Consider the following 6,501-nt stretch of genomic DNA (forward strand, 5'->3'; position numbering starts at 1 on the left):
GAGACAAGGGAGACAAGGGAGACAAGGGAGACAAGGGAGACAAGGGAGACAAGGGAGACAAGGGAGACAAGGGAGACAAGGGAGACAAGGGAGACAAGGGAGACAAGGGAGAAAATCTAATGCACAGTCTAGTAGGTTGGGTTGAGGGACGAAACCCAACAAAACTCTTTCTTCCCCACTCCCTGACTCCCCTACTCCCTAATACACTATTTTAGCTGAAACAGTCTAGTAGTGCATTGTTTCATCTAAAATGGTACATTAGAAAATCAGGCTATGTAGGGGCGGGTTTAACATGTTAGTTCACGAGTGTTGGGTTTCGTACCTCAACCCAACCTACGTCTTTTCCCACACGAACCACACTCTCTTAAAATTGTGGATTAGGAAATCAGGCTATGTGGGGGCGGGTTCAACATCTTAGTTCACGAGTGTTGGGTTTCGTACCTCAACCCAACCTACGTCTTTTCCCACACGAACCACACTCCCCACCCTTCCCTTTCTCCTATATTTTTTCATTATCTTGAAGATAAAAATAAGCAGTTTTATCTTGACTATTTAAACTAATAATTCTCTGAAATATTTCATTAGCTTCTTCTTTATGTTGAGAGCAATAAGCAATAACTCCTTTCTCAAATAAAGTCTTAGTTTTTATTTTAAATTCTGCAAGTTCAGGGGGATCAGCATCAAAAAATTCAAATAAAGATACCATATCTTTTTTGCCTTTAACTTTAACTTGACCAAGAAACCTATAATTATATTTTGCATAATTTTTTAGGGCAAAAAAAGTGTGTTGACTAATCAGTAAAGAAGTGCTATAAATTTTAGTTAAATCTTGTAGACGAGAAGCTAAATTTACAGCATCACTAATTACAGTAGTATCCATTCTATTAATACCCCCAATTGTTCCTAACATTAAAGAACCTGTATTAATTCCAATACCAATTTTAATAGGCGGTTTATTATATTGATTCCGCATAGTGTTGTATTTATTTAGCTCAAAAAGCATCCCTAAAGCAGCTTGAACAGCATCATCAGGACACCGACCAAATAATGCCATAATTGCATCACCAATATATTTATCAATAAAGCCATGATTAGCAGTAATTAAAGGTTCCATACGAGAAAGATAGGAATTAATAAATTTAAAATTTTCTGTTAAACTCATGCCTTCTGAGAGGGTAGTAAAAGCGCGAATATCAGAAAATAAAATTGACATTTCTTTTTGTACAGATTCACCCAAAGAAATATCAAGAATACTTTCATGGCCTAAAAATCGGAGAAACTGTTTCGGCACAAAATGACTATAAGCTTTATTAAGTTTAGATAATTCAGTATTTTTAACTTCTAGTTTTTGAGTAAATTCAATTATTTCCGCTTCAGCTTTTTTGCGTTCTGTAATGTCTTGAAAAGTAGCGATCGCGTAAATTAATTTACCACTATCATCAAAAATAGGACTGGCTGATACTTCTACAGGAATTATCTTTTCTCCCTGACGAATTTCTATATTATCAACTCTAGTATTTTGTCCTTTTAATGCTTGAAATATTGGCTGTTGTTGATAAGGATAAAATTTTTTTGTTCCTGCTAAATAAAGCTGATAAATTTCGGGAATTTTCTCTGGAGTAGCTCCAGCTATTATGCCTTTACCAAATATATTTTGTGCTGTTTGATTAGTATAAAAAGGTTGACCATTAGCATCAATTACAAATACTCCTACTGGCAAAGTTTCTAAGAAACTTTCTAGTCTTTTTTCACTCTCATATAACTTTTGAGCTGCTTCTATGAGATGTTCCTGTTCCATTTTATCTTTTAACTTTTGTACATAATTTAGAGTTTTATTAACTGTAATTTCTAAATCTTCTAAATCAATTGGTTTTGTTAAAAAATCAAAGGCTCCTAAATTCATAGCTTTTCTAATAAGATGGAAATCACTAGAAGCAGAAATAATTACTGTTTTCAGTGTAGGATGATTAAGATCGGCAAGAGTAGATAGTAAAGTAATACCATCCATTTCCGGCATACTAATATCAGTTAATATAATATCTATTTCTGGTTGAGCTTGTAATTTTTCCAGAGCCATTACACCATTAGAAGCAAAACTAAATTCTAGCTCTTTTACCCTGATTCTTTTTCTAAATTTTTGGTTGATTATTGACTTAAAGGATGGTTCATCATCCACAACCAGTATTTTTGCTGGCATAAGTTTATTTTTATTTTTAAGATTATATTACATATCAAGAGGGAGTAGGGAGTAGTCAAGAGGAATAGGGGGTTATATAATGAGGTACTTAGAAAAATTATCCCTAAAATTATCCCTTAATTTTTTTGCCTCTATTTTCACCCAAATACTAACTTTTACTGAAATAATTAATAATTAAACAATTAAATAATTCGCGCCTTGAACCCTCCCCTTGGATAGGGGAAAAAAATAAATCTTTTCCTTAAGCACCAATCCTCTCCCTAAAAGTGAGAGGTAATTATCTATTATCAATTAATGAACTTTAGCTATCAAAAAGTGCGAATTTTTAGGCTACTAAGGTAGGGTTCCCGAAAATCAAAAATTAAGCATTTTTGGCTGACTATGATAGAATAATTACTCTTACTTTTTTTCTGGCAAACTCTTCTTTAACTTCTATCTCTCTTATAGTCCTAACGTAAGCATTCAGCACTCAGCTATTGATTTTATTTTGAGAAAAAAGATTTATGATACGGTTTCGGATAAATCAGAAATTTTTCTGAATACAAAATTCAGTTTTCACTTTCTTTATTCATTTAAATATCCTCGTTAAAACTGAGTTTTTTATTGCTGATAGCTGACAGCTAATAGCTGTTGGCGCAGCATTCCGCAGGAAATGCTTAGGTCCTAACTACTTCCTACTCCCTAATTATAATTTTAATTCAGTTCATTAATCAACCCTAAATCCCCAAACTTTTCTTTAAGTTTAGCAAAATCAATTGGTTTAACCAAATATTCATTTGCTCCAGATTCTCTTGCTAATTTATAATTTTCATCATAGCCGTGGGCAGTTAGAATAAATACATTTAGATGAGGTTTTTTTTCTTTAATTTGTTTCAGTAATTCTAAACCATTCATTTCCGGTAAATTAATATCAGATATCACTAAATCTATAGATATATTTTCTGATGATTCTAGATGTGATAATGCTGTCTGCCCGGAAATAGCAAAAACAAATTCTATTTGCCCAGCTTTAACTTCTTTCTTAAATTTTCTACTGAACAAATATTCGGTATCTGGCTCATCGTCCACAACCATTATTCTTTTCATTTTTTTTCCTTGAAATCTTAGTTTTTTATTTTATTTAAGTAGTTGTGAAAAATTAATTTCTTAGTTCAAATAGGGAACAGGTATGGAGGGAACAGGGAACAGGTAAGGTAAAACAGAGAATCAACAGAATATTTCAATAATTAACAATTAACAATTAATAATTACTTATTCTTATAAAATACTTCTGAGAAATATCTCCATTGCTTTTCCTTCTTTAAAGGTAATATTCATAATAGATAATTGATAATTTAGGACTAAAGCTATGAACGCTATGGGTAGTGGACTGTTTCATCTAAAACTGTGCAGAGCGATTTTCTCTCTTGCCTCCTTGTCTTCCTTATCTTCCTTGTCTAGACACAGCCAAAAAGTAATGCACCATTTAACATGAAACAATGCAGTAGGGTGTGTTTTCGGCGCTTGAGCGGATATGAAACGCTGCGCGACATAAAAAGCGTAGCGTAACGCACCAAGACTCTATATATAGTGCCTTTATGTGAGTCCTATAATTGATAATTTAACTTCTACCATATTTTCAAATAGTTATGAGAAATATCTCCATTGCTTTTTCCTTTTCTAAAGGTAATATAGCTGTTAACCTCGTTCCTCCATAGGAGGCTAGCTGACTGCTTAGTGCTTATCTAAGCAAGTAGTAAGCTATACAGAGATTACTTATTAATTACAAATTAATACTACTATGCAACTAATTGATTGGTTAATTGTTTTATCTTACCTCATCTTAACAATGTGGATGGGGCTATATTTATCTCGCAAAGGCTCAAAAAGTTTAGCCGACTTCTTTGTTTCTGGGCGATCGCTTCCTTGGTGGTTGGCTGGTACAAGTATGGCTGCTACAACATTTTCTATAGATACTCCACTCTATATTACTGGGGTGGTGGCCAACCGTGGTATTGCTGGTAATTGGGAATGGTGGACTTTTGGCATTTCTCATGTGATAATGATCTATATTTTTGCCAGAATGTGGCGACGTTCGGAGGTTATTACTGATGCGGAATTAACTGAACTTCGTTATGGCGGAAATACGGCAGCTATTCTCCGAGGAGTTAAGGCTTTTATATTTGCGATTCCCATGAATTGTATTGCTATTGGCTATGCTATGTTAGCTATGGTTAAGGTTGTGGAAGCTATGGAAATTTGGCAAAGTTTAGGTTTCGATACTGATGCTAATAATCTGAAATTATTTAGTGTGATTGGGGTAAGTATTTTTGTTTTAGTTTATGCTGGTTTATCTGGTTTATGGGGAGTAGTTGCTACGGATTTTTTCCAATTTTTTCTAGCACTTTTTGGGGCAATTATTGTTGCTTTTTTTGCTGTTAATAGTGTGGGTGGAATCCAAGAATTAGTTGCTAAAGTTCCGGAGGTTATGCCAGATAAAGATATTTTATCTCTGTCTCCTTTAACAATAGGTGAAAATGGCAATTCTTTAATTGGTTTTAGTAAAACAGCAGGCATAACTGCCAGTACATTTTTAGCTTATATTGCTATCCAATGGTGGTCTTGGCGACGCAGTGATGGCGGTGGAGAATTTGTACAAAGATTTGCTGCTGCTAAACATGAAGAGGATGCCGAAAAAGCAGCTTGGTTATTTAATATTATGCACTATGTTGTTAGAACCTGGCCTTGGATTTTAGTTGCTTTAGCTTCCCTGGTTATTTATCCAGAATTAGAAGATAAAGAATTAGGTTATCCTAAGTTAATGATTGATTTTCTTTCCCCAGGAATTTTAGGTTTAGTAGTTGCTTCCTTAGTAGCAGCATTTATGAGTACGGTTTCTACTTCCATTAACTGGGGTGCTTCCTTTATTACTAATGATTTATATCACCGATTTATTAAACCTGATGCCACTCAATCAGACTTAGTTTTGATCGGGCGACTTTCTTCCGTATTAGTCACAATTTTAGGAGCAACTGCTGCATTTTTTGCTACTGATGTCGCCACAGTATTTAGATTAGTAATAGCCATCGGTACAGGTTCTGGTTTAGTATTAGTTTTACGTTGGTTTTGGTGTCGCATCAATGCAGCAGCAGAATTAACTGCTATTGTTGCTAGCTTTTTTGTGGGGATGGCAACCAGTTTAGTTCCTGCTTTGAAAATAGAAGACTTTGGTTTGCGGATTATTTTTATTACCGTCACCGTCACAGTTTTGTGGGTGGTAGCAATGTTGATTACACCCAAAGAATCTGAGTCAACTTTAGAAGAATTTTATCGGCGAGTACGCCCTGGCGGCCCTGGATGGGAAAAGGAAAGAGCAGCAACTGGTTTACCTCCAGCACAGGATTTGGGTAAAGATTTACAAAAAGTTTTAGCATCTATATTGTTGTTGTTTGGAGCATTGTTAACGACTGGTGGTTTCTTGTTGCTGAAACCAACTATTGGTTGGATATTTTTGGTTGTTGCTGTTGTCAGTGGGATGTGGTTGCGACAACTTAATAAATCGAAAATTTTGCCAATGCCGAGACCAGGTTTAGATGACGAGGATGTTTTGTAAGAATCCCCCCGCCCCCCTTTGAAAGCTATGCTTTACCCACATCTTTCTTAACATTTCTCAAAGAGCAGGGATTAGGTATCAGGAGAACTGGGAAATCATAGATGCTCATAAAAGTCAAGCCATCTGCTGTTTTTTAAATCTCGAAACCATTAACCAATAAGGCTTTCAAAATTGTAAATAATTATGTGGGTAATGGATAGCTTTGAAAGGGGGGAGATTTAGATAGGTGGTGTTAGCATAATAGTTATAATCAAAACCTTTGTACAAAATTTAGGAACAGCAGTAAAATCTGGTCTCCCCCTTTGAAAGCCCGGAGATTTAGAGAAGTGTTTTTGCCAGAATAGTCACAATCAAAACCTTTGTACAAAATTTAGGAACAGCAGTAAAATCCGATCCCCCCCTTTGAAAGGGGGGTTAGGGGGGATTTTACAGTTATCAGCATTAAGGTAGAGGTTCGAGAATATAAAAAAACCTGCGGTGGGGTCTCAGAAACCCGGTTTCTTAAAGAAACCGGGTTTCTCTGTCGTCTCCAACTAATTCGCATATAAATTGGTTTTCCTTGAACTACCATTACATCAGGAAGGGAGACAAGGAGGGCAAGGAGGGCAAGGAGGGCAAGGAGGGCAAGGAGGGCAAGGAGGGCAAGGAGGGCAAGGAGGGCAAGGAGGGCAAGGAGGGCAAGGAGGGCAAGGAGGGCAAGGAGGGCAAGGAG

At 35.8% G+C, this 6,501-nt stretch carries 4 protein-coding genes; 2 read left to right on the plus strand and 2 right to left on the minus strand.

The window, feature by feature from the left end:
* Positions 1–215 (plus strand): hypothetical protein (locus tag VKJ25_RS08100; protein ID WP_324236116.1); only part of this gene is annotated, 215 nt, incomplete at its 5' end.
* A 284-nt stretch (positions 216–499) separates the two neighbouring features.
* Here the strand turns inward: VKJ25_RS08100 and VKJ25_RS08105 are convergent.
* Together VKJ25_RS08105 and VKJ25_RS08110 are read right to left on the minus strand one after the other, a co-directional pair.
* A complete protein-coding gene (locus tag VKJ25_RS08105; protein WP_324236117.1) occupies positions 500–2,197 on the minus strand; it encodes a response regulator in 1,698 nt (565 codons plus the stop codon).
* Positions 2,198–2,890: 693 nt separating this feature from the next.
* Positions 2,891–3,283 carry a response regulator gene (locus tag VKJ25_RS08110; RefSeq protein WP_324236118.1) on the minus strand — a complete coding sequence of 131 codons (393 nt, stop codon included), beginning with the start codon at positions 3,281–3,283 and terminating at the stop codon, positions 2,891–2,893.
* Between the two features lie 694 nt (positions 3,284–3,977).
* Between VKJ25_RS08110 and VKJ25_RS08115 the strand changes: the two genes are divergently transcribed.
* On the plus strand, positions 3,978–5,789 hold the full coding sequence (locus VKJ25_RS08115; protein WP_324236119.1) for a sodium:solute symporter family protein: 1,812 nt from the start codon (positions 3,978–3,980) through the stop codon (positions 5,787–5,789).
* The last annotated feature ends 712 nt before the right edge of the window (positions 5,790–6,501 follow it).

The sequence above is a fragment of the Okeania sp. genome (genome assembly GCF_035285525.1).
Classification (GTDB): domain Bacteria; phylum Cyanobacteriota; class Cyanobacteriia; order Cyanobacteriales; family Microcoleaceae; genus Trichodesmium.

Bases quoted from the DNA above. Each gene is read 5' to 3' on its own strand.
- VKJ25_RS08110 (WP_324236118.1), bottom strand. From the start codon at position 3,283: ATGAAAAGAATAATGGTTGTGGACGATGAGCCAGATACCGAATATTTG.
- VKJ25_RS08115 (WP_324236119.1), top strand. From the start codon at position 3,978: ATGCAACTAATTGATTGGTTAATTGTTTTATCTTACCTCATCTTAACA.
- VKJ25_RS08105 (WP_324236117.1), bottom strand. From the start codon at position 2,197: ATGCCAGCAAAAATACTGGTTGTGGATGATGAACCATCCTTTAAGTCA.